The sequence below is a fragment of the Paraburkholderia caffeinitolerans genome (genome assembly GCF_902859945.1).
GTDB classification, from domain to species: Bacteria; Pseudomonadota; Gammaproteobacteria; order Burkholderiales; family Burkholderiaceae; genus Paraburkholderia; species Paraburkholderia caffeinitolerans.
Window position 1 is genome coordinate 54,573 of sequence record NZ_CADIKL010000007.1, and the last position, 20,472, is coordinate 75,044.

The 20,472-nt window shown below is 65.6% G+C and carries 18 protein-coding genes; 5 read left to right on the top strand and 13 right to left on the bottom strand.

Annotated features, from left to right (window positions below; genetic code table 11):
• Positions 1-121: 121 nt before the first annotated feature.
• Positions 122-901: an enoyl-ACP reductase FabI gene (fabI, locus tag HV773_RS08900; RefSeq protein WP_129561005.1), complete on the top strand. Its 780-nt coding sequence runs from the start codon at positions 122-124 to the stop codon at positions 899-901.
• Between the two features lie 49 nt (positions 902-950).
• Here the strand turns inward: fabI and HV773_RS08905 are convergent, their stop codons facing one another.
• Complete coding sequence (locus HV773_RS08905; RefSeq protein WP_129561006.1) at positions 951-1,244, bottom strand: hypothetical protein; 294 nt, start codon at positions 1,242-1,244, stop codon at positions 951-953.
• A 408-nt stretch (positions 1,245-1,652) separates the two neighbouring features.
• Between HV773_RS08905 and HV773_RS08910 the strand changes: the two genes are divergently transcribed.
• Positions 1,653-2,741, top strand: coding sequence for a hypothetical protein (locus HV773_RS08910; RefSeq protein ID WP_129561007.1), 1,089 nt, complete (start codon positions 1,653-1,655; stop codon positions 2,739-2,741).
• Between the two features lie 4 nt (positions 2,742-2,745).
• Complete coding sequence (locus tag HV773_RS08915) at positions 2,746-3,885, top strand: hypothetical protein (RefSeq protein WP_129561008.1); 1,140 nt, start codon at positions 2,746-2,748, stop codon at positions 3,883-3,885.
• Positions 3,886-3,960: 75 nt separating this feature from the next.
• Here HV773_RS08915 and HV773_RS08920 read toward each other — a convergent pair whose 3' ends face one another.
• The 5 genes from HV773_RS08920 to argS form a co-directional block, all read right to left on the bottom strand.
• Positions 3,961-5,568 (bottom strand): ABC transporter substrate-binding protein, encoded by a 1,608-nt coding sequence (locus HV773_RS08920; protein WP_129561009.1) that lies wholly within the window; start codon positions 5,566-5,568, stop codon positions 3,961-3,963.
• 150 nt (positions 5,569-5,718) lie between these two features.
• A complete protein-coding gene (locus HV773_RS08925; protein ID WP_129561010.1) occupies positions 5,719-6,492 on the bottom strand; it encodes an SDR family oxidoreductase in 774 nt (257 codons plus the stop codon).
• A gap of 14 nt (positions 6,493-6,506) precedes the next feature.
• A complete protein-coding gene (locus tag HV773_RS08930) occupies positions 6,507-7,145 on the bottom strand; it encodes a thiol:disulfide interchange protein DsbA/DsbL (protein WP_129561011.1) in 639 nt (212 codons plus the stop codon).
• Positions 7,146-7,236: 91 nt separating this feature from the next.
• Positions 7,237-8,091, bottom strand: a complete 855-nt coding sequence (locus HV773_RS08935; RefSeq protein WP_129561012.1) for an SPOR domain-containing protein — start codon at positions 8,089-8,091, stop codon at positions 7,237-7,239.
• A 141-nt stretch (positions 8,092-8,232) separates the two neighbouring features.
• Positions 8,233-10,017 (bottom strand): arginine--tRNA ligase, encoded by a 1,785-nt coding sequence (argS, locus tag HV773_RS08940; RefSeq protein WP_129561013.1) that lies wholly within the window; start codon positions 10,015-10,017, stop codon positions 8,233-8,235.
• 231 nt (positions 10,018-10,248) lie between these two features.
• On the opposite strand from argS, the gene HV773_RS08945 reads away from it, so the two are divergent.
• Complete coding sequence (locus tag HV773_RS08945; RefSeq protein WP_129561014.1) at positions 10,249-10,575, top strand: DUF1840 domain-containing protein; 327 nt, start codon at positions 10,249-10,251, stop codon at positions 10,573-10,575.
• An 84-nt stretch (positions 10,576-10,659) separates the two neighbouring features.
• Here the strand turns inward: HV773_RS08945 and HV773_RS08950 are convergent, their stop codons facing one another.
• From HV773_RS08950 to HV773_RS08980, 7 genes are all read right to left on the bottom strand, one after another.
• A complete protein-coding gene (locus tag HV773_RS08950; RefSeq protein WP_129561015.1) occupies positions 10,660-10,881 on the bottom strand; it encodes an acid-shock protein in 222 nt (73 codons plus the stop codon).
• A 189-nt stretch (positions 10,882-11,070) separates the two neighbouring features.
• Positions 11,071-13,803 carry a methionine synthase gene (gene metH, locus HV773_RS08955; protein WP_281365263.1) on the bottom strand — a complete coding sequence of 911 codons (2,733 nt, stop codon included), beginning with the start codon at positions 13,801-13,803 and terminating at the stop codon, positions 11,071-11,073.
• Between the two features lie 39 nt (positions 13,804-13,842).
• Positions 13,843-14,925, bottom strand: coding sequence for a homocysteine S-methyltransferase family protein (locus tag HV773_RS08960; protein WP_129561017.1), 1,083 nt, complete (start codon positions 14,923-14,925; stop codon positions 13,843-13,845).
• 313 nt (positions 14,926-15,238) lie between these two features.
• Positions 15,239-15,496, bottom strand: a complete 258-nt coding sequence (locus HV773_RS08965; protein ID WP_035523642.1) for a BTH_I0359 family protein — start codon at positions 15,494-15,496, stop codon at positions 15,239-15,241.
• 163 nt (positions 15,497-15,659) lie between these two features.
• Complete coding sequence (locus HV773_RS08970; RefSeq protein WP_129561018.1) at positions 15,660-16,487, bottom strand: alpha/beta fold hydrolase; 828 nt, start codon at positions 16,485-16,487, stop codon at positions 15,660-15,662.
• Positions 16,488-16,893: 406 nt separating this feature from the next.
• Positions 16,894-18,294: a DUF3108 domain-containing protein gene (locus HV773_RS08975; RefSeq protein ID WP_129561019.1), complete on the bottom strand. Its 1,401-nt coding sequence runs from the start codon at positions 18,292-18,294 to the stop codon at positions 16,894-16,896.
• A 124-nt stretch (positions 18,295-18,418) separates the two neighbouring features.
• Positions 18,419-19,327, bottom strand: a complete 909-nt coding sequence (locus HV773_RS08980; protein ID WP_129561020.1) for an IclR family transcriptional regulator — start codon at positions 19,325-19,327, stop codon at positions 18,419-18,421.
• A gap of 109 nt (positions 19,328-19,436) precedes the next feature.
• Between HV773_RS08980 and HV773_RS08985 the strand changes: the two genes are divergently transcribed.
• Positions 19,437-20,429: a fumarylacetoacetate hydrolase family protein gene (locus tag HV773_RS08985; RefSeq protein WP_129561021.1), complete on the top strand. Its 993-nt coding sequence runs from the start codon at positions 19,437-19,439 to the stop codon at positions 20,427-20,429.
• Positions 20,430-20,472: the final 43 nt, after the last annotated feature.

Genomic DNA, 20,472 nt, shown 5'->3' on the forward strand with positions numbered 1-20,472 from the left:
AGAACCTGAGAGAACGCGCCGCGCGTGCGGAAGGTCACACGCGCGAGCGCACCGAACTGCGAACCTGAATCGTGCGGGCATCGAATCCGTGCCGATTCGCGACACATCGTCGAGGCCATCCATGCAGACTCTTCCTGACCGGCCGCTTGCAGGCATGCGCGCCCTCGTGACGGGCGTCGCGAATGCCGAATCGATTGCCTACGGCTGCGCGCGCGCATTTGCCGAGCTGGGCGCCGAGCTCGCGCTCACTTACCTCAACGACAAGGCCAAGCCTTACGTCGAGCCGCTGGCGAACCAGCTAGGCGCGGCAATGCTGCTGCCGCTCGACGTCGAGGACGAGGCGCAGTTCGACGCCGTCTTCGACGCGCTGCGCGAGCAGTGGGGCACGCTCGATATCGTGCTGCATTCGATCGCCCACGCGCCGAAGGCCGACCTCCAGGGCGGCCTGCTCGAATCGTCGGCGCAGGGTTTTGCGTATGCGATGGACGTCTCGTGCCATTCGTTCATCCGCATGGCGAAGCGCGCCGCGCCGCTGATGCCGCGCGGCGGCACGCTGTTCGCGATGAGCTACGACGGCGCGAATCGCGTCGTGCCGAATTACAGCCTGATGGGGCCGGTGAAGGCGGCGCTTGAAGCGTCGTGCCGCTACCTCGCCTATGAACTCGGGCCGCTCGGCATTCGCGTGCATGCGATCTCGCCGGGACCGCTCAAGACGCGCGCCGCCTCGGGCCTGCCCGATTTCGACCGCATGCTCGCGGAAGCGGTCGAACGCGCGCCGCTAGGCGAACTCGTCGACATCATGGACGTCGGCTACGCAACGGCCTATCTCGCGACGCGCTACGCTCGCCGCCTGACCGGCAATACGGTCTACGTCGACGGCGGTTCGCACATCATGGCCTGAGCGCGCAGGCTTCACGCGCTCAGTGCGTGCGACTCGGCTCACGGCCCGCTTACCAGCGACGGTAGCCGTAGTCGCGGTCATGATCGTCCCAGCGGCGGTCGCGGCCCCAGTGATGGTCGTTCCAGCGATGGTCTTCCCAACGGCGATCGCCCCAGCGACGGTCGTCCCAGCGGCGATCGTCGTCGCGCCAGCCCACATAGGCGGGCGCCGCATAGACTGGCGCGGGCGCCGCATAAACCGGCGCGCCAACGGCGAGTCCCACGGAGACGCCGGCCGTCGCGGTCTGCGAGATGGCGAGAATCGTTGCACCCGCACCCAATGCGGCAATGAGTTTCGCGTTCATTCGAGTCTCCTTTGGCTCGTTGAATGGACGCCTCCAATCTAGTTCGGGTCGCGGCGCGGCGGATTACAAAACTGCAACAATCGTCTCGGTGTTGCGGGATTGTGCCGGCTCAAGGTTCGCTTTCGAGCGGGCGCGTGCGAGGTAAAAGCCCTGTAAAACAGGGATTTTCGTGATGCCGTGCCGTTTCGTGAGAAAAATGTCGCGCCCCAATTGGACGCAAGATGTTGCGCATTTCCTGCGTGCGTAACGTGTGTTGCGCCGAGGGCCCGGAACGCAAGCAAGCGCCTGTTTGTAAGTGTAGGTAATTGTTTGGGTCGATATCTGTAACCAATGTAACGACTTCAAACCGTAGACTCGCGCTTTACCGTGTCGCGAGGCTTCGGCCTCGCTTCGTTGCAGGGTTAAGCGATGTTTCTCGAAGGCCACGCCATCCGCTCGTCACGTATTGACGTCGAGGCGAAACAAGATGCGCGCGCATCCAAATCGCCGATCCGGCGTGCTGGCAGTACTTTTTTCAAGCTGCTTTACCGCTACACGCATTCGCGTGCGTGGCGGCACAACGAACGTTTCGCGCATGGCGTGGTGCTCGAACGCGACGAGGCGGGGCGGCTCGCCGGCATGCGCTTGCACGGGCATCGTCTCGCATGCGTCAACGCCCAGATGCCGCTGGTGCCCGATCTGCACGATGCGGGACGGGAATGCCATCTCATCGCCACCGGCCCTTCGGTGAAAGGCATCGATTACCGCGCGCTGCACCTGCACCGCGTGCTGGGCGTGAACGGCGCCATCGCGCTGACCGAACGGCAAGGCGTGCGCTTCGACTACTACTGCATCGTCGACACGGGGTTCGTGCGCAGCCGGCCCGACCTTGTCGAGCGCGTGATTCGCGAGCCGCTCACGCTGTTCGCCACGCCACTCGTGCTCTGGCATATTGCCGAGCAGATCGGACTGGAACGCATGCGTTGCCGCGTCTTTCTCGTCGACGATATGCTGTTTCCCGCTGGCCGCCGCGCGCCGCGCGTGCGCGAACTGCGCGAGACCTACGATGCGCGCACGCTGGCGCTCTTCGATGCGCCCCGGCCGCTCGGCTTCAGCCTCGATTTGCGGCGCGGCGTTTTCGACGGCCGCACGGTCGCTTATGCGGGCCTGCAGGTGCTCGCCGCGCTCGGCTTCAAACGGCTCTATCTGCATGGCGTCGATATGGTCGACGCGCGGCGCACGCCGCGCTTCTATGAGGAGGGCGCAGCGAGCATGCAGCCCAGCTATCTCGACGAGAACTTTCAGGACTTCATCGAGCCGTCGTTTCGCCACGCCTCCGCGCTGCTGGCGCGCCGTGGCGTGGACGTGCGCAATCTCTCGATGCATAGTGCGCTCGGCGCAGATATCTTTCCCAAGATGCCGTGGCAGAAGCTCGCGCGTACCTTCGCGAGTGCGGGCTTCACGCCGTTGCGCCTGCGCCCTCGCGTCGGCTTGGGCGTCGTGCGGACGTTCGCGTAGCGCCATGCGCGTCGTCCACATTTCGAACACGCCGGTCGCGGGCAGCCCCGGCAATATCGTCGCGGCGCTGAACCGGCACACCGACATCGAGGCGCGCCACGTCGTGTTCGACGCATCGGCGTACGGCGCGCGCACGTTCGCGGTCGACATCGACTGGCGCACGCAGCGCGACGAAGCGCTAGCGGCCATCGACGCCGCCGACATCATCCACCTGCATCAGCACTTCTCGTTCGACGCGACCTTCGGTGCCGACCTGCCGCGCCGCTTCGGCGCGCGCAAGCTGATCCGCCAATATCACTCGGCGCCCGCGTTGTGGGCGAAGCATGATCCCGATCTGCTCACGCGCATCATTGCCGATCCGGTGCCGCAACTCGTGATCGCGCAGGGGCCGGAGCGCTACTATCCGCTCGCGCGCGTGGTGCCGAACCTCGTGCCGATCCACGACGCGCGCTATCTGCCCGAACCCGAGGACGACGACGGCCCGCCCATCGTCGTCTATGCGCCGAGCGGCAGCCGAAGCGCATGGAAAACGCGCTGGGAAACCAAGGGTGCGCCGCAGACGCTGGCCCTGCTGCGCCGACTCGAACGCCGCGGCCTGTGCCGCGTGCGGACGATCGTGAACACGCCGCACGATGCGTGCTTGCGCCTGAAGCAGCGCGCGGCGCTGGCGGTCGACGAATGCGTGACCGGCAACTATCACCTGAGCGGGCTCGAATCGCTCTCGCAGGGCAAGGCCACAATCGGGCATCTGGATGCACGCGTGCAGGCGCAACTGCGCGCTATGACGGGCGCGGTGGAACTGCCCTGGGTGGACGTGCGGCTGGAAGAGGCGGAGCCCGTGCTGCGCATGCTGCTTGCCGATAAACGCCTGCGCGATGAAATCGGCCTGGCTTCGCGCCGCTGGATGGAAACGCACTACGATGAGCGCACGCTTGTTGGGCATTACGAGCGCGCGTATCTCGATCTGTATGAGGCGCCCGGGACCTTCGGCGTGCCGCGCTTTCGCACGCATGCGGAGCAATGGCGCGCTGTGGCGCTACACGATCACGCATGGCGCGAGCGCCGGCGCGTGGGCATGCCGTGGTGGCACCAGGCCGCCGACGCGCTCAAGCGCTTCGTGAGAGGCACGCAGGGCTTGCCTTGAGACGAAAAAAAACCGGAGACATGCTCCGGCTTTTTTTGCCCGTACGGTGCAACGCTACGGTGCAGCGCCCCCGTGCTACTGCACCGAAACGCTACCGAAGTTCTGCCGCCCGAACGGGCTCACCTGGTAGCCGCTCACGTTCGTGCGCGTGATGGCCGCGGCCGTGGGATATCCAAGCGGAATCCACAGCGCCTGATCGTGGATGATCTTCTGCGCGGCTTCATAGTCCTTCGCGCGCTGTGCCTGATCGGCGGTGGTCTTGCCGTCGGCGATCAGCTTGTCGAGCTGGGGATCGCAGAAGCGCGCGAAGTTGATGCCCGACTTCACCGCGTTGCAGCTAAAGAGCGGCGAGAGGTAGTTGTCGGGGTCGCCGTTGTCGCCGGCCCAGCCCATGAACAGCGTGTCGTGCTGGCCCTGCTTTGCTTCCTTGATGAGCTCGCCCCACTCGATCACCTTGATCTCGGCCTTCACGCCGATCTTCGCGAAATCGGCCTGCAGCAGCTCGGCGCCCGCGCGCGGGTTCGGGTTCAGGACGCTGCCGTTCGGGCGCACCCAGATCGTGGTCGCGAAGCCGTTGGGCACGCCGGCCTCGGCGAGCAACTGCTTCGCCTTCGCGACGTCGTGCGGATACGGCGAGATCGACTTGTCGTAGCCCCAGGTGATGGGCGGCCACGGGTTGGTCGCGGGCGTGGCGGTGTTGTCGAAGATCGCCTTGAGATACGTCGTGCGGTCGAACGCGAGGTTCAGCGCCTGGCGCACCTTCACGTTATCGAGTGGCTTCTTCTGCGTGTTGAGCGCGACGAAGGCGGTCATGAACGCGGGCGTCTGCACGACCTTGAGCGCCTTGTCGGTTTTGGCGTCGGCCACGTCCTGGGGCTTGGGCGAGAGCGCGATCTGGCATTCGCCGGCCTTCACCTTTTGTGCGCGCACGGCGGCGTCGGGCGTGATCGCGTAGATCAGGCGCTCCACCTTGGGCTTGGGCCCCCAGTACGTGGGGTTCGCATCGTAGCGGATCACGGCGTCCTTGGTGTAGCTCTTGAGCACGAACGGGCCGGTGCCCACGGGCTTCGCGTTCAGGTCGACCTGCTTGCCGGCTTTGAGCAACTGGTCCGCGTATTCGGACGAGTAGATCGACGCGAAGCCCATCGTGAGGATCGGCAAGAAGGTGGCGTTCGGTTCGTTGAGCTCGAACTTCACCGTGTTCGCGTCGACCTTCGTGATCGACTTGATGAGCTTCGGCAGGCCCATCGACTGCGCGTGCGGGAAGCCGCTCGCGCCCGCTACCTTGTGCCACGGATTGTCGGCATCGAGCATGCGCCCGAAGGTGAAGACGACGTCGTCGGCGTTGAGCGCGCGCGTGGGCTTGAACCATTCGGTGGTCTGGAACTGCACGTCGGGACGCAGATGGAACGTGTAGGTCAGGCCGTCCGCGCTCACGTCCCACGACTGCGCGAGCGCGGGCACGACCTTCTTCTGCGCTTCGTCGTAGGCGACGAGCGAGTTGAAGATCACGTCGGCGGATGCGTTGGTGGTCACGAGCGAGTTGAACTGCACGACGTCGAAGCCGTCCGGGCTCGATTCCGTGCACACCGTGAGCGGTTTCGCGAGCGCGGGCAGGGCCGCGCAGGCGAGCGCCGCGCCAAGCGCGGCGGCGAGCACGGGAGCGGGCGAGAGGAAGCGCATGGGGTCTCCTAGGGTCTCCGATTGGCTTTATAGCCGGCCAAGCTTATCGAACGGATATTGCGCAGACAACAACATAATCGGCATACCCATATGGGGCGCGATCGGGCGAGGCGGTTGCGTGGGACTGCTGTGCGGATCAGCCGCTGGCGGTCAATGCTGGGTGGCGCGCGGCTTGCGCGGGGCGCGCTCGAACGCGCGGTCGTAGAGCCAGCGCGGCAGCACGCCGAGCAGCGCCGCGACCACGCGCATCGGCCAGGGGAACACCGCAAAGGCGGTGCCGCGCGCGATGGCATCGGCGGCCTTGGCGGCGAAGCGGTCGGCGTCCATGAGGAACGGCATGCGGTACGGGTTCTTCGCCGTCATGGGCGTGCGGATGTAGCCCGGCGCGATCGTCACCACGCGCACCTTGAATGGCCGCATTTCCACGCGCAGCGACTCCAGATACGCGAACGCCGCGGCCTTCGAGGCGCTGTAGGCGCCCGAGCCCGGCAGCCCGCGCACGCCCGCCACGCTCGCGACGCCCATGAGCGTGCCGCGCCGCGCTTGCGCCATGGCCTCGGCGAACGGCTCGAAGGTGGCGACCATGCCGAAGTAGTTGGTGTCCATCACGTCGCGGAACGTGGCGAGATCGCCGTGACCGGTGAGTACGCCACGGCTCACGCCCGCGTTGGCGATCACCACATCGGGCAGGCCGTGCTCGGCGATGAAATCGCGCGCGGCGGCCGCGAGCGCATCGGCGTCGCGTACATCGGCGCAGTAGAGGGAGATGGGGTGCTGCGGCCGGGCTTCGCGGAAGGATTCGAGCGCATCGGCGCGGCGCGCGACGAGGCCGAGGATGGCGCCGCGCCGCGCGTATTCGGCTGCGAGCGCAGCGCCGATGCCGCTCGACGCGCCGGTGATGAAGACCTTCAAGGGTGACGTCATACCGGCGCGCGGGCTCACATCTTCTTGGCGCGGATTTGGGCGATGATGAAGTCCATCACCTGGAGCGTGCCCGGCAGGCTGTTGGTCGCGGCCGGACCCGTCTCGTACTTGCCCTGGATGGCGATGGTCGGCACGCCGTCGATCTTGTACGCGCTTTCCATGGCCTTGCCGCGCTGGAGCGAGCTTTGCGTCGAGAACGAGTTGTACGCTTCCATGTACTTCTTCGGATCGACGCCTTGCGTGGCGAGGAACTTCGCCTGGTCTTCGGGCGTGAGCAGGTAGTTCTTGTTCACATGGATCTCATGGAAGATGACCGGCGTGAGCTTCTGCGTGAGGCCGAGCGCGTCGAGCGCGTAGAGCATCTTCGAATGCGGGATGAAGTCGTCGCGGAACGCGACCGGTATGCGCTTGAACACGACGTCCGGGCCTTGCTTCTTGATCCAGTCTTCGAGCAGCGGGTCGAACTCGTTGCAGTGCGGGCAGCCGTACCACATGAACTCGATGACCTGGATCTTGCCCGCGGGCACGTCGAGCGGCTGCACGGCCTTGAGGACCGTGTAGTCCTTGCCGGCAACAGGCGCTTCGGGCGAGGCGTGGGCCGCACCGGCCAGCATCGAGAGCGAGACCAAAAGCGTTCCGAGAAGTCGTTTCATAGCGTGTTATTCCAGTGGACGGGGCCGGCGGCGTCCGGCGAGGCGGTGCGCGAGCGCGTCATGCGCTCGCGCGGGTGAGGCATCAGGTGGGTTATTGCTTCGTGAAGCGGATCACAGCGGTGTCGATTCCGGCGTCAGACAGACGCTGACGGTTCGAGTTCATGTCGTCGAATTTCGAGAACGGCCCGATGCGCACGCGGTAGTACGTGACACCGCCCGCGTCGCGCTGCGTCACCTTCGACTCGAAACCCTGGAACGCGAGACGCGCGCGTTGCTGCTCGGCGTCCGCCGAGGTCTTGTACGCGCCCACCTGCAGGAAGTAGCCGGTGTTGGCGTCGGCGGCCGTGGGTGCGCCGGGCTGCGCGGGCTTGGCTGCGCTGTTTGCGTTATTTGCATTAGGCGCGGGGATGGCGTTGGGCGCCTTCTGCGGCTGATTGTTGGCGAGCTGCTGCGCGGGCGCGTTCGGCGCCTGCGGCTTCGGCGCGGCGGCCGAGGCATTGCTGCCGGTCGAGGGCTTGGGCGCGACCGCGACGCCGTTATTGGCCCCGTTGTTGGCCCCGCTATTGGCCCCGCTATTGGCCCCGTTGTCGGCGGAACCCGACGGCGGCACTTCGACGATCTGCGGCTCTTCGAGCATGCCCGAGGATTGCGACTGGTTCGTGGTCTGGCCCGGTGCGGTGTTCGGCGGCGTGCTTTGCGCGGCTTGCGGCGGCACCGGCTGGCCAGGCGTCTTGCCTTGCAGCACGCGGTTCGGATCGTATTGTCCGGGCTGGCTCGCGTCGGCGGGCGGGGCGACCTTCGCGACGAACGGCGTGGGCGAGCGCGTGATATAGAGCGCCACGACCACCGCGATCGCAAGGCCGACAATCAGGCCCAGCACGACACCGAGAAAAGTACCCCCGGACTGTTTCGACTGCTGCTTCGTAGTGCGGCGCGGTTTTGCCATCGTCTGAATCACCTGCAAACAAGAGAATCTGGAACGGCGCGTATCCGCGTGCGGATGCGCCCCAAACATGTCGTGCGCGGCTTCGCGCGGCGCGCCGGCGGCGGGTTGGCTTCCGGCGAGCCGCATGCGAAGCGAGTCGTGTTACATGCGCTCGGGCGCCGACACGCCGATCACGGCGAGGCCGTTCGCGAGCACCTGGCGCGTGGCCGCGAGCAGCGCCACGCGCGCGTCGCGCACGGCGGCATCGTCGACGAGAACGCGTTCGGCATTGTAGAACGAGTGAAACTCAGCCGCGAGTTCGCGCAAATAGAACGCCACGGCGTGCGGCGCGAGTTCCGTGGCGGCATGCGTGAGCATGTCGGGGAACTCGCCGAGTTTTGCGATGAGCGCGAGCGCGCGCTCGCTGTCGAGCGGCGCGAGGTCGACCTTGGGCAGCGCGGCCAGATTGCCGCCGTGCTTGCCTTGCCAGTCGCCGAGGATCGACGAGATGCGTGCATGCGCGTATTGCACGTAGTACACGGGGTTTTCGTCGTTTTCCTTGAGCGCGAGGTCGATGTCGAACACGAACTCGGTGTCGGCCTTGCGCGAGATGAGGAAGAAGCGCACGGCGTCGCGGCCGCGGCGGATGGTGGCCTCGTCGAGCAGGTCGGGCGCGACTTCGCTGCCCGGGTTCGCGCCGCCCGACCATTCGATCAGGTCGCGCACGGTCACGTAGCTGCCCGCGCGCTTGGAGATCTTCACTTCCTGGCCGTCGCGCATCACGGTGACCATCTTGTGCAGCACGTAGTCGGGGTAGCCCTTCGGGATGCCCACGCCGAGCGCCTGCAGGCCCGCGCGCACGCGTGCGATGGTGCCGTGGTGGTCCGAGCCCTGGATGTTGATGACCTTGGTGAAGCCGCGTTCCCACTTGGTCACGTGGTAGGCGACGTCGGGCAGGAAATACGTATAGGTGCCGTCGGACTTGCGCATCACGCGGTCCTTGTCGTCGCCGTAGTCGGTGGTCTTGAGCCACAGCGCGCCGTCCTGCTCGTAGGTCTGGCCCGAGGCGATGAGCGCCTCGACGGTCTTCTCGACGCGACCTTCCGTGTACAGCGACGACTCGAGGTAGTAACGGTCGAACTTCACGCCGAACGCCTGCAGATCCAGATCCTGCTCGTGGCGCAGGTACGCGACGGCGAAGCGGCGGATCGCTTCGAGGTCCTCGGGGTCCCCCGCGCCCTTCACGGGCTCGCCGTCCTTGGCGGCGACGGTCGCGCCGGCGAGGTAGTCGCGCGCGATGTCGGCGATGTATTCGCCGTTGTACGCCGCTTCGGGCCAGCCTGCGTCGCCGGGTTTGAGGCCGCGTGCGCGCGCCTGAGTGGAGATGGCGAGGTTGCCGATCTGCACGCCTGCGTCGTTGTAGTAGAACTCGCGATGCACGTCGTAGCCCTGCGAGGCGAGCACGTTCGAGATGGCGTCGCCGAGCGCGGCCTGGCGGCCGTGGCCGACGTGCAGCGGACCGGTGGGGTTGGCCGAGACGAACTCGACCAGCACGTGCTTGCCGGCTTCGCGCTTCGATTGACCGAACGCAGTGCCTTCGTCGAACACGGCGTTAAGCACGGCGCGCTTGGCGTCGGCGGTCAGGCGCAGGTTGATGAAGCCGGGGCCGGCCACTTCTGCGTCGGCGATCAGGCCGGCCGCGGCGGGCAGCGCCTTCACGGTTTCGACGATCTGCTGGGCCAGCGCGCGCGGATTGGTGCGCAGCGGCTTGGCAAGTTGCATCGCGACGTTGCAGGCGACGTCGCCGTGCGCGGCGACCTTCGGGCGCTCGAGCGCGATGGCGGGAACGACGAATGCGGCTTCGGCGGCGCCTTCGGTGGCCTGGGCCACCTTGGCGACGGCGTCGGCGAGCAAGGTTTCCAGGGTCAGTTTCTGTGCGGGCAGCATGCTTGTTGCAGGTCCTGTGCGGGTAATGGGGGCGGGGCTGGCAGCCGTGGCGGCGGGCCGGCGGCGAGGTTTCGGCATTGCGTCTCGCGACGCTTTGGGCAGATCTCGCGCGTGGCTGCGCCCTGCGGGTAATTCCGATCAGACGGATTTTAGCAGGTGCTAATATGTGAAAAGAGATGTGGAACGAGAAGCCCGAGGCGGGCCCCGAAAAACACAAAGGAGAGAGCACAAATGCTGGTTACGTTCAAATGCCACGCAGCGCCCGACGTGACGATGCTGGAAAACCTCGCTCAGTACCTCCTCGGCATTATCGGCAAGCGGCTCGGTCCGCGAGGCGTCATCACGCACGAAGAGCTCGAGACGGCCATCGGCAAGCTCGAAGCCGCCATCGCCACGGACAAGAAGGAACGTGCCGAGCACGAGGGGCATTTCCACGAAGGCGAGGAAGGCCACGACCACCACGAATTGCCCCCGGGCCTCGCGCAACGCGCGTTTCCGTTCCTCGACATGCTGCGTGCGGCGAAAAAGGAAGACAACGACGTGCTCTGGGGCCTCTGAGGCATACAGCCCTACCGGCATCCCCCAAAGCAAAAAGCCCGCACAGCGAACTGTGCGGGCTTTTTGCTTTGGTACTCGCAGCTTTTACTGGCTGGCGGCGGCCGCCGGCGCTGCTGCCGGCGCCTCGGAAGCGGCACCCTTCTTCGCCTTCTGCTTCTTCGGCTTCTTCACGTGCTTCTGGGTGGGGGCCGAATACGACGACGCGTCGCTTGCCTCCTGGTGCACGGCCGCAGGCTGCTGGGCGAACGACGGCTGCGAGAGCGCCGCGACGCCGAAGGCGGTCAACATCAACATCAGCTTCTTCATATGATTTCTCCGGACGACTTTTAAGGACTTGCTGATGAACGAGCCGGAGCGGCGCCAGATGATGCGTGCCGCGTTGGGCTTGGGGTGCTGCCCGGTCATCTTACAAAGCCGAAAAAAAGCCGAGAATTCGCGTGCGCAAAATACTCGGCCTATCGGTTTCCGTATGTTGGCGCTGTCGGCGCCGGCGTATCAGAGCAGCGGCGCGAGCGCGCGTCGTGCGTCCTCGGGAGAGAGGGCCATGCGGCGCCCAAAGTCGGCGAGCTGATCCTGGCCGATCTTGCCCACCGAGAAGTACGTGCTGTCCGGATGCGCGAGATAGAAGCCCGAAACGCTCGCCGCCGGCAGCATCGCGAGCGATTCCGTCACCGTCATGCCGACTTCGTCCGCCTGCAGGAACTCGAACATGTCGCGCTTCACGAGGTGGTCCGGGCACGCCGGGTAGCCCGGCGCCGGGCGGATGCCCGCGTACTTCTCGGCGATCAGCGCGTCGTTGTCGAGCGTCTCGCTGGCCGCGTAGCCCCACAGGTCGCGGCGCACGCGCGCGTGCATCGCCTCGGCGAACGCTTCCGCGAAGCGGTCCGCGAGCGCCTTGAACATGATCGAGCTGTAGTCGTCGAGATCCTTCTGGAACTGCGCTTCTTTCACATCGACGCCGATGCCCGCCGTGACCGCGAACATGCCGATGTAGTCGGCCACCCCCGAGTCCTTCGGCGCGATGAAGTCGGCGAGCGACCGGTTCGGGCGCATCACGCCATCCACCACCGGGCGCACCGACTGTTGGCGCAAATTGCGCCATGTGAGTGCGACTTCCGTGCGCGACTCGTCGGTGTAGATCTCGATGTCGTCGTCGTTCACGGTGTTCGCGGGCAACAGCGCGATTACGCCGTTCGCCTGCAGCCAGCGGCCCTGGATCAGGCGCGAAAGCATCGACTTGGCGTCCGAGAACACCTTGCGCGCCGACTCGCCGACGATCTCGTCGTTGAGAATCTGCGGATACGGGCCCGCGAGATCCCAGGTCTGGAAGAACGGGCCCCAGTCGATGTACTTCGCGAGGTCGTTCAGGTCGAAGTTCTTGAACACGCGGCGGCCGAGGAACTTCGGCTTCACGGGCTGGAAGTTCGCCCAGTCGATCTTGGTCTTGTTCGCGCGCGCCTCTTCGAGCGTGACCATCGGCAACGCCTTCTTGTTGGCGTGCTGGTCGCGGATGCGGTCGTAGTCGGTCTTGAGTTCGTCGAGGTACTTCGCCGCGCCTTCGTCGGAGAGCAGGCTCGACGCCACCGAAACCGAACGCGACGCGTCCGGCACGTACACGACCGGGCCTTCGTAGTTCGGCGCGATCTTCACGGCGGTGTGCACGCGCGAGGTGGTCGCGCCGCCGATCAACAGCGGAATCTTCTTCCCCCGGAAGTAGTCGTCGCGCTGCATTTCGGAGGCCACGTAGGCCATCTCTTCGAGCGACGGCGTGATGAGGCCCGAGAGGCCGACGATGTCCGCGCCTTCGACCTTCGCTTTCGCGAGGATCTCGTTGCACGGGACCATCACGCCCATGTTGACCACTTCGAAGTTATTGCACTGGAGCACGACCGAGACGATGTTCTTGCCGATGTCGTGCACGTCGCCCTTCACGGTGGCGATCACGATCTTGCCCTTCGCGCGCACGTCGCCGCCGGCTTCCGCGAGCTTGCGCTTTTCTTCCTCGATGAACGGAATCAGGTGCGCCACGGCCTGCTTCATCACGCGCGCCGACTTCACCACCTGCGGCAGGAACATCTTGCCCTGGCCGAACAGGTCGCCGACGATGTTCATGCCGTCCATGAGCGGGCCTTCGATCACGTTGATTGGGCGGCCGCCGCCACCCATGATCTTCTGGCGCGCTTCTTCGGTGTCCTCGACAATGAAGTTCGTGATGCCGTGCACGAGCGCATGCGCGAGACGCTTCTCGACTTCCTGGTTGCGCCACTCGAGGTTCTCTTCCTTCTTCGCGGCGCCGGTCTTGAACTTGTCGGCGATTTCGAGCAGGCGGTCGGTGGCGTCGGCGCGGCGGTTGAGCACCACATCTTCTACGCGATCGCGCAGCTCGGCGTCGAGGTCGGCATACACGCCCAGCTGGCCCGCGTTCACGATGCCCATGTCCATGCCCGCCTGAATGGCGTAGTAGAGGAACACCGTGTGGATGGCCTCGCGCACCGGGTCGTTGCCGCGGAACGAGAACGACACGTTCGACACGCCGCCGCTCACCTTCGCGTGCGGGAGGTTTTGCTTGATCCAGCGCGTCGCTTCGATAAAGTCGACAGCGTAGTTGTTGTGCTCCTCGATGCCCGTGGCCACCGCGAAGATGTTCGGATCGAAGATGATGTCCTCGGGCGCGAAGCCCGCTTCGTTCACGAGCACCTCGTAGGAGCGCTTGCAGATCTGCGTCTTGCGCTCGAACGTGTCGGCCTGGCCTTGCTCGTCGAAGGCCATCACGACAGCCGCCGCGCCGTAGCGGCGGATCAGCTTCGCGTGATGGAGGAACGGCTCCTTGCCTTCCTTCAGCGAGATCGAGTTGACGATCGCTTTGCCCTGCACGCACTGCAGGCCCGCTTCGATCACTTCCCACTTCGACGAGTCGATCATGACCGGCACGCGCGCGATGTCGGGTTCGGAGGCGATCAGGTTCATGAAGCGCACCATCGCGGCCTTCGAGTCGAGCATGGCTTCGTCCATGTTGACGTCGATGACCTGCGCGCCGTTCTCGACTTGCTGGCGCGCGACGGCGAGCGCTTCGTCGAACTGGCCGTTGAGAATCATGCGCGCGAAGGCCTTCGAGCCGGTCACGTTGGTGCGCTCGCCCACGTTGATGAAGAGCGACCCTTCGTTCACGTTGAAGGGTTCGAGGCCGGAGAGGCGCAGGGTGTGGTCAGTCATGGCGTGGGACCGGATCGTCAGAGTGTCGTGGTGAATCGGCGCGTGGGCGCTTCGTTATGCGGCGTCGCGATATTGACCGGGCCAGCGGCGCGGCTTGATCTCAGCAAGCGCCTTCGCGATTGCGGCGATGTGTTCGGGCGTCGTGCCGCAGCAGCCGCCCGCCACGTTCACGAGGCCAGCCGCTGCGAATTCCTTCAGCAGCGCCGAGGTATCGGCCGGCGTTTCGTCGAAGCCGGTGTCGCTCATCGGATTGGGCAGGCCCGCGTTCGGATAGCACGACACGTAGGTATCGCACAGCTTTGCGAGCTCGGCGATGTACGGGCGCATGAGCGCGGCGCCCAGCGCGCAGTTCAGGCCGAACGTGAGCGGCTTCGCGTGGCGCAGCGAATTCCAGAACGCCTCGACGGTCTGGCCCGAGAGAATGCGGCCCGAGGCGTCGGTGACAGTGCCCGAGATCATGATGGGCAGATTCTCGCCCGTGTCTTCGAACAGCTGGTCGAGCGCGAACAGCGCGGCCTTGGCGTTGAGCGTGTCGAAGATGGTCTCGACGAGGAACAGGTCGCAGCCGCCGTCCATCAGCGCCTTGGCCTGGTCGTAATACGCGCGGCGCAACTCTTCGAACGTGACGTTGCGCGCGCCCGGGTCGTTCACGTCGGGCGAGATGCTCGCGGTCTTCGGCGTCGGTCCGATGGCGCCCGCAACGAAGCGCGGCTTGTCGGGCGTCGAGTACTTCTCGCACGCGGCGCGCGCGAGCTTCGCCGATTCGAGATTCATCTCGACGGCGAGTTCGCCCATGCCGTAGTCGTCCTGCGCCACGGTGGTCGCGCCGAAGGTGTTGGTCTCGATGATGTCCGCGCCCGCGGCGAGATACTGCTCGTGAATCTCGCTGATGACGTGCGGCTGCGTGAGCGAGAGCAGTTCGTTATTGCCCTTGATATCGCGCGAATAGTCGGCGAAGCGCTGGCCACGGTAGGCGGCTTCGTCGAGCTTGTAGCGCTGGATCATCGTGCCCATCGCGCCGTCGAGGATCAGGATGCGCGAAGCAAGCAGCGCGGGCAGCGCGGCGCCGCGTGTGTACGGGGTAGCGCCCGGGGCGGCCCCGGCGGGGCGCGAAGCGTGTTCGGCAGGCTGGTTCATGGATGGCGGGCGGGCAAAAGCGCCGACTGGACTGGGAAACCCATCATTGTAACGGTAGCGGGGGTGCCTCGCTGGCGCACCACCTGGGCGGCCCGAAAAATGAAAACCCCGCGCGGCTTGCGGCCGGGCGGGGTTCCCTGAGCGGGGGGGGGGTGCCTGTATTGCGGTGAGGGCGCTATGGATTGCCAGGATATTGCGTGTGTGTGGGCGCCGTTTGTTTGAGTGCAGGTGCAACTGCGGGTTTCACTACAAGTCGTACTGCGGGCCTTACTGCGAGCGTGAGCACTGGAACCGCGACGCCAAGCGCGCAGCGTCAGTGAAGCACGACCGGTTGTTGCATGAGGCTGTCGAACTGTCCGAGGAATTCGTCTACCTCGTCGAGCGACTGCTCTTCGTCCATCAGCTTTTGCACGTCTTCGCGAAAACGCGCGGCCATTGCGCCGTCGATAAAAATTTCACGCCGCGCATTTTTGTCGACGATCTCATAGCCTCCCGAGCACATGGCGATATGGCCATCCTGCGGGGGAAACTCAACAACGCAATAGTTGGGACTGTTGTAGATCATTTGCATGGCGACACTCCTTTTTCCTGTGCTCCCTCACTGCTTGCATTGATACATGGAGCGTTCGTTCGGGAATTCAAGGGGTGGGTCCCACATCACCTCTTTATCCGATTGCCCTCCCTATTTCCGCCTTTTTCTCCTTTCTCAGGGTGCAACAAACCCGGCGCATCATTTAGACATGCTGCCCAAGAAACGTTTCGAGCAGGGCCGCGAAACTGTGACATTCCTCTACAGGGGCCAGATGTGCGGCATCAAGCAATTCGAAGCGCGCATCGGGTATGGCTTGCGCCATGGCTTCAGTCAATGCGGGTGGCGTGCCCGTGTCGTGGCGTCCCGCCACGACCAGCGTGGGCACGCGCAACTGCGCGAGTCGTTCGTGAACGTCGAAATCGCGCAGCGCTTCACACGCGCGCGCATAACCTTCGGCAGGCGTGCGTAATAAAACTTCACATATTTGCGCGGCTGTATCGCGATGCGTGAGACGGAAGCCGGCGGTCAGCCAGCGCGCCATCGTCGTGTCGGCGAGCGCCGTTAGACCTTCGCGGCGAACCAGCGCGGCGCGTTCGTCCCATGTCGGACGTGCTTCGGGCGCGGTGCGGCTCGCGGTATCGCAGAGCGTTAGCGAACGCGCACGCGAATGCGCGACCGTTTGTGCGTCTGACGCGGTGTCGGGTGTCGTATGGTCGAGCGCGAACTGTTGCGCGATCATGCCGCCCATCGACATGCCGACGAGATGCGTCTTCTCAATGCCTTGGGCGTCGAGCAGTGCAGCGAGGTCGTCAGCGAGTTCGCGAAAGCCGAACGTCTCGCGCGAAACGGCACTTGCGCCATGGCCGCGCACGTCGTAGCGCAGCACGCTATAGCGATGCCGGAAATGACCCGCGAGGGTGTCCCATACGGTGAGGTCGCCGCCGAGCTGATGAATGAACGTCAATGCGGGGCCACCGCTGCGGTCTTCGAAGACGTAGCGCGTATCGATGCCGTTGACAGTCGCTTGCATGCGTTCCTCCTTGACCTTGAGGTCGGGAGTCCAGCCGATTGCGAGTCCCTGCGTGAACGTCGTTTCCGCGTCGCGAACGCTGCGTACGAAAGGTGTGCGCGGGCGCGGTGGCGTTCATGGCGCTTATCATGTTGCATCGTCATGTGCTGCTGTCCGGCTGCGCGCGCTGTCTCGTTGTGTCTCGTGGCGGGCGCGTCAGCGGATGGGTTCGAAGCTTTTCCTCAGTGGATTCGTCTAGTCGTTCTTTACCGCCCGTATTTGCCACCCGCATTTGCCACCCATAGCGTGCCGCCATGGGCGCTTCGATGATTTTCAGTATGCGCCATTTCGCGCAAACGTGTAGGTAGAACGGCCGGCATCGTCGCGTATCGGCGACTTTGTTATGCGTTTGTGTGTGGCAGGGCGCTCAGGGGTGCATGGGCGCGTCGGCGGGGGGCAACGGCGTCGTGTCTTGCACGGCCGGCTGCGCTGCGGGCTGCATCGGTTGCGCTTCCGCCGGCGCCGCGAACGCGGGCGCGGCGGACGGTGATGCAGCGCCCGGTGTACCGCCGTTGGTGGTGGCCGGCGCGGCTTCATCCGTCACCACCGGAGAGGTTGCGGCGCTGGCTGGCGTGTCCGGCTTCGCATCGTCCGCGGTTGCGCTCGACGTGCCGCTTGCCGTGCCGTTCGCCGCCTCGTTCGCCGGCGGCACGCTGAGCGCCCCGCGCCACAGCAGCTCGATCTGCGTGCCGTTCGGTTCGGTCTGCACGAGCCGTACCGGCAGCCAGCCGAGCGCGGGCGCAAGCCACACGTCGATGCGGCGCTTGTCGCCCTCGCGGCGAGGCAGCCGCATGAAGTGGCGCGCCGTGACCATGCCGTGGTCGGTGCTCACCGTTTCGTCGCCGATGGTGGCGATGGGCCAGGTTTCGCCGCTGTTGTTGTCGGCCACATAGAACTCGCGCGTGACGCCGGGCTTGTAGGCGTCGGGGTCGCCGCGCACGAGACTCGCGAGCTGCATCACCATGCTGAAGCGGTCCTGCGCGCCGTCGGGCAGCGCGAGCGAATTCGGCGTGCGCGTAAAAACGATCTGCTTTTCTTCGCGATTGAAGATCGTGAAGTTTTCGGGGCGGCTGCCGCGCTTTTCGATGTACTGCTCGGGCGCGAGGCCGAACGCATCAACATGGCCGCGGCTCGTCCAGCTGAACGTGCCGACGAAGGGCAGCGGTACTGCCACCACGATCTCGTAGCGTTTGCCGTCGCTCTTCCAGTGGATCGTGCCCGGCTGGTTGCGCGCGCCGTTAAAGAACGTGTCGTATTGAAGCTCGCCTGAAGGCGGCACCGAGAACTTCAGGCCATGTGAGGCCTGATCCGTCTGGGCAGCGGGATTGTTGCCGTTGCCGGACGCGGCGGTTGCGCCGCTTGCGCTGTTCGCGGTGCTTGCCGATGCGCTCTCCGTGTCAGGGCCGGCTTGCGGCGCTTCAGGCGCGGCGGCCGTTTCGGGATGCGGCGCGGGCGGCGTGATGGCATGCAGCGTGTGCGGCGGGCTCGTCGCGCGCTTCGGGCGCACGGGCGCCGCAGGCTTCGGTTGTACCGGGGCGGGCGCGGCGGGCCGCGCCTGCTGCTCGATGCGCTCGGTCTTGAGCAGCGTCACCTGCACGGGAACGCGCGCCGGTGCGAGCGGGGGCGGCGCGCCGTGATGGCGCTCGAACCATTGCATCGCGCCCCAGTGCAGCACGCTCACCGCCACGAACACGGCCACCCAGCGCCACGCGCGTGAGCGACGCGGCGCTGGGCGATCGAGCTGGCGGTTTGCGGTGGACGTGGACATCGGGCTCAAATTGGACTGAAGGTGGACGGAGAGCGCTAGCGCGTAGAGAAAGCGATGACTGCAAGCCCCTTACTGTGACACGGCACGTGCGTTGGCTGCAGAAAGCCTCGACCGCCGGGCTCCCTCAGCGTTCAACGGGGCTGTACCCCAATTCGTACGAGAGCTTCTGCGCGCACGCGCGCAACGCAGTATCGACGACGCCATTCCAGGCAATGTCGAACGCGCCTTCATGGCCGAGTGCGATGAGCCCCAGCGCGAGATCGCCCGTGGCGTCGAAGACAGGCGTACAAAACGCGTGGATGGTCGGCAGCAGCATGCCTTCCACGCGCGCGGCGCCATGTTCGCGCACTTCGGCGAGCGCGCGCTCGAGTGCTTCGGCCGAGCGCGGCGTCGAACCCGATGAGTAGTGCTGCGCGCCGCCGAGTTCGCGCTCGATCATCGGCCCGGTCTTGCTGCGCGGCAGGTAGGCGGCGAACAGCAGCCCCGTGGCGGAGCCGAGCATGGGCATGACGTCGCCGAGCTTGAGCGAGGCCTTGGCCGGATGGCTCGATTCCATCCAGTGCACGACCGTCGGCCCCTGGTTGCCCCATACCGCGATGCCCACGGTGATGTCGAGCGCATCGCGCAGTTCGGCGAGCGCGATGCGCGCAAGCTTCACGCCGTCAACACGCGCCAGGCGTGCGAGCCCGAGTTGCAGCGCGAAGCCGCCCAGTTCGTAGCGGCCCGAGAGCGGATCCTGCGCAACTACGCCGAGCCGCATGAAGCTCACGAGATACCGATGCGCCTTCGCCGGGCTCATGCCCGCGCGCTGCGCGAGGTCGCGCAGCATCATTGCGCGCGGCTCGTTGGTCAGCACTTCGAGCAGCCGGAAGCCCACTTCGATCGACTGAATGCCCGAGCGCAGTTTTTCTTCGCCGGTGTCGGCGCCGTCTTGTGCGTCGTTTGCGTCATCGATGTCGATGGCGTCGTCGGCGCGAGTGGCAGACTCGGCCGGTGTGCTGGTGGAGCGGGCGGATCGGGAAGACGGCGGCATGAAGTCGTTCTGGTCGAGGTGTTCGGAATGCGCTGCGCGGTCCCGCTTGGGTCGCGCCGATTCACCATCGTAGAATACATTTCCTCTATCGTCATCCACGCCCCACTCCATGAAACTCGCCACGTTGAAGGACGGCACCCGCGACGGTCAGTTGATCGTCGTTTCCCGCGACCTGCGCAGCGCCGCCATTGCCGACGCGATCGCGCCCACGCTGCAGCGCGTGCTCGACGACTGGCGCTTCTACGCGCCGCAACTGCTCGATCTTTACGACACGCTCAACCATGGCCGCGCGCGTAACGTCTTCAGCTTTGACGCCCGCCAGTGCATGGCGCCGCTGCCGCGCGCCTACCAGTGGGCGGACGGCTCGTCCTATGTGAATCACGTCGAGCTCGTGCGCCGCGCGCGTGGCGCGCAAATGCCGCCCGAGTTCTGGACCGACCCGCTCATGTACCAGGGCGGCAGCGACGACTTTATCGGCCCGACCGACGACATCGTGTGCGCATCGGAAGACTGGGGCATCGACTTCGAGGCCGAAGTCGCCGTCATCACCGGCGACGTGCAGATGGGCGCGAGCGCCGAGGACGCGCTCAGGGCGGTGCGGCTCGTCGGGCTCGTGAACGACGTTTCGCTGCGCAACCTGATTCCCGCCGAACTCGCGAAGGGCTTTGGCTTTTTCCAGAGCAAGCCGGCCTCGTCGTTCGCACCCGTGATGGTGACACCCGACGAACTCGGCGGGCACTGGCGCGAGGGCCGCGTGCATCTGCCGATGCTGGTGCACTGGAACGGCAAGAAGGTCGGCCAGCCCGACGCGGGCACCGACATGGTGTTCCACTTCGGCCAGTTGATCGCGCACGCGGCGAAGACGCGCAATCTGCGCGCCGGGGCGATCGTCGGGTCGGGCACGGTCTCGAACAAGGATGCAAAGCGCGGCTACTGCTGCATCGCTGAAAAGCGCTGTCTCGAGACAATCGAGCATGGCGAAGCCCGCACCGAATTCATGAAGTTCGGCGACACCGTGAAGATCGAAATGCTCGACGAAGCGGGCCACTCGATTTTCGGCGCGATCGATCAGGCGGTGGCGCCGGAGGCCGAGTCTGCTTGAGTTGTCTGGTAGGGGTGAGCGCAGATTAAGCGGGGGTTTAGCC

Coding starts and splice junctions, on each gene's coding strand:
- argS (WP_129561013.1), bottom strand. CDS start 10,017: ATGCTGCCCGCACAGAAACTGACCCTGGAAACCTTGCTCGCCGACGCC.
- HV773_RS08905 (WP_129561006.1), bottom strand. CDS start 1,244: ATGAACGCGAAACTCATTGCCGCATTGGGTGCGGGTGCAACGATTCTC.
- fabI (WP_129561005.1), top strand. CDS start 122: ATGCAGACTCTTCCTGACCGGCCGCTTGCAGGCATGCGCGCCCTCGTG.
- HV773_RS08920 (WP_129561009.1), bottom strand. CDS start 5,568: ATGCGCTTCCTCTCGCCCGCTCCCGTGCTCGCCGCCGCGCTTGGCGCG.
- HV773_RS08925 (WP_129561010.1), bottom strand. CDS start 6,492: ATGACGTCACCCTTGAAGGTCTTCATCACCGGCGCGTCGAGCGGCATC.
- HV773_RS08945 (WP_129561014.1), top strand. CDS start 10,249: ATGCTGGTTACGTTCAAATGCCACGCAGCGCCCGACGTGACGATGCTG.
- HV773_RS08980 (WP_129561020.1), bottom strand. CDS start 19,327: ATGCCGCCGTCTTCCCGATCCGCCCGCTCCACCAGCACACCGGCCGAG.
- HV773_RS08975 (WP_129561019.1), bottom strand. CDS start 18,294: ATGTCCACGTCCACCGCAAACCGCCAGCTCGATCGCCCAGCGCCGCGT.
- HV773_RS08985 (WP_129561021.1), top strand. CDS start 19,437: ATGAAACTCGCCACGTTGAAGGACGGCACCCGCGACGGTCAGTTGATC.
- HV773_RS08915 (WP_129561008.1), top strand. CDS start 2,746: ATGCGCGTCGTCCACATTTCGAACACGCCGGTCGCGGGCAGCCCCGGC.
- HV773_RS08910 (WP_129561007.1), top strand. CDS start 1,653: ATGTTTCTCGAAGGCCACGCCATCCGCTCGTCACGTATTGACGTCGAG.
- HV773_RS08935 (WP_129561012.1), bottom strand. CDS start 8,091: ATGGCAAAACCGCGCCGCACTACGAAGCAGCAGTCGAAACAGTCCGGG.
- HV773_RS08970 (WP_129561018.1), bottom strand. CDS start 16,487: ATGCAAGCGACTGTCAACGGCATCGATACGCGCTACGTCTTCGAAGAC.
- HV773_RS08965 (WP_035523642.1), bottom strand. CDS start 15,496: ATGCAAATGATCTACAACAGTCCCAACTATTGCGTTGTTGAGTTTCCC.
- HV773_RS08960 (WP_129561017.1), bottom strand. CDS start 14,925: ATGAACCAGCCTGCCGAACACGCTTCGCGCCCCGCCGGGGCCGCCCCG.
- HV773_RS08930 (WP_129561011.1), bottom strand. CDS start 7,145: ATGAAACGACTTCTCGGAACGCTTTTGGTCTCGCTCTCGATGCTGGCC.
- HV773_RS08950 (WP_129561015.1), bottom strand. CDS start 10,881: ATGAAGAAGCTGATGTTGATGTTGACCGCCTTCGGCGTCGCGGCGCTC.